Annotated in this window: 2 protein-coding genes; both read left to right on the forward strand. The window is 42.8% G+C overall.

The annotated features are described in order from the left end of the window. Positions 1-172 precede the first annotated feature (172 nt). Positions 173-3745 carry a TIGR03032 family protein gene (locus ACKPEB_RS17565; RefSeq protein WP_408966256.1) on the forward strand — a complete coding sequence of 1191 codons (3573 nt, stop codon included), beginning with the start codon at positions 173-175 and terminating at the stop codon, positions 3743-3745. 73 nt (positions 3746-3818) lie between these two features. Then, positions 3819-4203: FG-GAP repeat domain-containing protein (locus tag ACKPEB_RS17570; protein WP_408966257.1), on the forward strand; the 385-nt coding region annotated here is incomplete at its 3' end.

Raw genomic sequence — 4203 nt, forward strand, 5'->3', positions numbered from 1 at the left:
GGTGAGATTGATGAAGATTGGCGTGTAAATTCCGAGACTCCATCGGTACCATGAATACCGAGCAATCGGGGCTAGACAGGAGAATCCCACGCGGTTCACCCGTGGGAGTGTCAAATAGGCACTCAACATCTGAGTCAATTCAACTTTTTGGAATTGGCTCAAGTAAAAACCCATGAGCAATCTTAAAACCCTAACGGTTCCTTTCTCACGACATTTTCTCGAATGGCTACACCAACAGCAAGTTAGCCTCGCCCTGACTACCTACCAAACAAACCGCCTTTGTTTGATTGGAGTCCAACCGAACGGCCAAATTTCCACCCCGGTTTGGGAATTTGAGCGACCTATGGGACTGTATACGACATCAGAACGCTTTTACCTTGCCACCCGCTATCAAATTTGGCGGTTTGAAAATGTTCTGGAAAATGGGGAGATTTTAAAAGAGAAATATGATCGTCTTTATGTTCCTCGTGTTTCCTACACTAGCGGAGATTTAGACGTACATGACCTTGTAGTTGATCCTCAAGGTAACATCATCTTTGCTAACACCGAATATAGCTGTTTAGCAACGCTCCATCCTCAACACAGCTTTACTCCTGTATGGCAACCGAATTTTATCAGCAAACTCGCCCCGGAAGATCGCTGTCACCTTAACGGGTTAGCCGCCGTTAACGGCATTCCCCGCTATGTAACGGCGGTCAGTCGTTCGGATGTAGCATCGGGTTGGCGACATCGAAGGGGTGATGGAGGAGTGGTGATTGATATTCAAACCCACGAAATCATCGCTAGTGGGTTATCCATGCCCCACTCACCTCGATGGTATCAAGGGAAATTGTGGTTACTCAACTCAGGAACAGGAGATTTTGGATACATCGAAAACGGGGAATTTGTCCCCGTTACATTTTGTCCGGGGTATGGACGGGGGTTAGCCTTTGTCGGTGATTTTGCCGTTGTGGGTTTATCTAAACCTAGAGATTATCATTTTTCCGGTTTATTACTCGGAGAAAAACTGCAACAAAAACAAGCAGAAGCCCGTTGTGGCATCTTAATTATTAACTTAAAAACCGGAAATATTGTCGAGTGGCTAGATATGGATACCGAAGCCACAGAACTTTATGATGTGGCGATTTTGCCCCAAGTTCAATGTCCGATGGCTTTAGGGTTTAAAAGTGGAAATATAGCTAAATTAGTAACTATTGGTAGCCCCACAAAAACCCAGAAAAAAGTCATCTCTTTTAGTCTTTGGGGCAATGATCCTATCTACAATATTGGTGCGATTAAAAATGCGGAATTAGCGCTTAAAATTTATCCGGGTTGGATTTGTCGGTTTTATGTGGATGAAACCGTTCCCAAAGAAACGTTAGAACATTTATCAGCTTGGAATCATGTAGAAATCATCCCGATGCAAACCCCCTCTCAAAATTGTACCGGATCATTTTGGCGGTTTCTAGCCCTGAATGATTCTGATGTGGAAATTACGATTATTCGGGATACGGACTCGCGGCTTAATCAACGGGAAAAAGCCGCCGTTGATGAATGGTTAGCCAGTCCTTTTCCCTTTCATATTATGCGAGATCATCCTTTGCATCGAAGCAAAATTATGGGAGGAATGTGGGGATTTAAAGGGAATTTAGAGATCAAAACTGCTATCAATAATTATGTTAAAACTCACGCTGAATCTTTAACGAAAGGCATTGATCAACGGTTTTTGAATGATGTCATTTATCCTTTAGCTCAATATCAAAGTTTAGTTCATGATGAATTTTCCGAAGGAAAACCCTTTCCAATTTCTCGTCAAAAGACTGAATATGTCGGGCAGATTTTTCGAGAAGATGAGACAACAATTTCAGAATTAGATGACATCTTAGAACAACACTTAAGGACGTTAGAAAACCCACGATTAAAAGCAGCAAAAGCTGAATTTGAACGAGGGCAAGATTTTAAAAAACAAGGAAAAATTCAAGAAGCGATCGCTTGCTTTCAAAATGCTATAGCAGCCGACCCAAATTATATTCCACCTCACAATAATTTAGGAACCTTACTGCAACAGCAAAATCGCTTATCTGAAGCCATAACTTGTTATCAAAATGCTCTAAAAATTAACCCAAATTCTGCGTTAACCTTAACAAACTTGGGGTCAATTTACCTAATTGAAGGTCAATTAAATCAAGCTGATAAGTTATTAAAACGCGCCTTAGAATTAAACCCTGAGCTTGTTCCGGCATTGTACAATTTGGGTTTATTGTATAAACAACAAGCGAAGTTAGAAGAAGCGATTCAACTCTTTCAAACCGCAGCTAAACACCAACGAAACTACGCCGATGCCTATTTTCAACTCGGACAGATTTGGGAATTTCAAAGTCAATTTACCTTAGCGAAACTTGCCTATGAACGAGTGGAAAGCCTCAACCGTAATGCTGAATATTTATATCCCCATATCGGGTTTGTGAAAGTTAATCTCTGCGACTGGGAAAACTATGATCATTTTGTCCAAGATTTGATAAATTCCACGACCCAATATATACAGGAAGACAAGAAAGGGTTTACCTTAGCTCCCTTTCAGTTAAACGCCCTTCCAATTCCTCCCGAATTATCCTTAGCTGTTGCCCAAAAACACGCCATAGGAATTGAGAAATCAATAGCTGAGAAAAAACCGCAATTCATCTATTCCCAAAAGACCGATAAACTGCGGGTGGGTTATGTTTCCCCCGATTTCTATAGTCACGCCGTTGGTCGTTTAATTTATCAAATCTTTGAAAACCATAACCGAGAAGCATTTGAAATCTTTGGCTACAACTTATTAAACGTCAATGATGAGATCACGGAAACCATTAGAATCGGTTGTGATGAATTTCGAGATCTTTCTCAACTGTCCCCTTTAGAAGCGGCTGAACAAATCAATCGAGATGGCATTGATATTTTAATCGATTTAGCCGGGTATACCGGTTACGGTAAACCGGAAATATTGGCTTATCAACCTGCACCTATACAGGCAAGTTTTCTGGGATATCCGAACACAATGGGAGCCAATTTTATTCAATATTTACTTACCGACCAATGGGTCGTTCCTCCAGAATTAGCTCAATATTATAGTGAAGAAATTCTCTATTTACCTGATCAGTTTATCGCTTCTGAAATGGAGATTTCTTCCCAACCCTTAACTCGCGCAGAATTCGGGTTGCCAGAAGATAGTTTTGTCTTCTGTTGCTTCAACCGACATTTTAAAATTACGCCGGATTTATTTGCCGTTTGGATGGGAATTTTGCAGCAAGTTGAAGGCAGTGTCTTGTGGTTATCTGAACCGATAACAGAGGAAGTGATCAATAATTTACACAAAAAAGCGGCTGCTTCTGGAGTTGCACCCGAACGATTGATTTTTGCCCCCAAAATTCCCCACCCCGAATATTTAGCCCGCTTACAACTAGCAGATTTAGCCTTAGATACGTGGATATATAGTGGCGGTTCTACCACTGTAGCAGCGTTGTGGGCGGGTGTACCTGTTCTGACAAAACCCGGTTTAACCAACGCCTCCCGCATGGGGGCGAGTATTTGTGCCAGTGGCGGACTCCCAGAAATGATTGCTCACAGCCCGGAGGAGTACGAACAAAAGGCCATTGACTGGGCCACCCATCCCCAGCAGTTGCAACCATTGCGTCAACGGTTAAAGGCACGAGATGCGCCGTTATTTAACATATCAGGTTTTGTGAGTTGCTTAGAAAAGGCATTTCGACAAATGGGGAATCAGTAAACCCCCAACCATCAGAAACATCTTGATACCCATTAGGGATAAACCGACTAGCCAATTAAAGAAGATTCAGAACATGACTTCCAGCTTTAACTTTAAAGAAAACACCAACATCTCCCTCACGGGTGTTGTCTATAGTTCGGTCACCACAGCCGACTTTGACTCTGATGGGTACACCGACATCCTGCTCACGGGCCAGGATAGTTCAGGAAACCCCATCAGCAACATCTATAGCAACAACGGCAGTGGCGGTTTTAGCGAAAACACCAACATCTCCCTCACCGGTGTTGGCTATAGTTCGGTCACCACAGCCGACTTTGACTCTGATGGGGACACCGACATCCTGCTCACGGGCTTCGATAGTTCTAATAACCCCATCAGCAAAATCTATAGCAACAACGGCAGTGGCGGTTTTAGCGAAAACACCAACATCTCCCTCACCGGTGTTGGCTATAGTTCGG

The sequence above is a fragment of the Planktothrix sp. genome (assembly GCF_046067725.1).
GTDB lineage: Bacteria > Cyanobacteriota > Cyanobacteriia > Cyanobacteriales > Microcoleaceae > Planktothrix.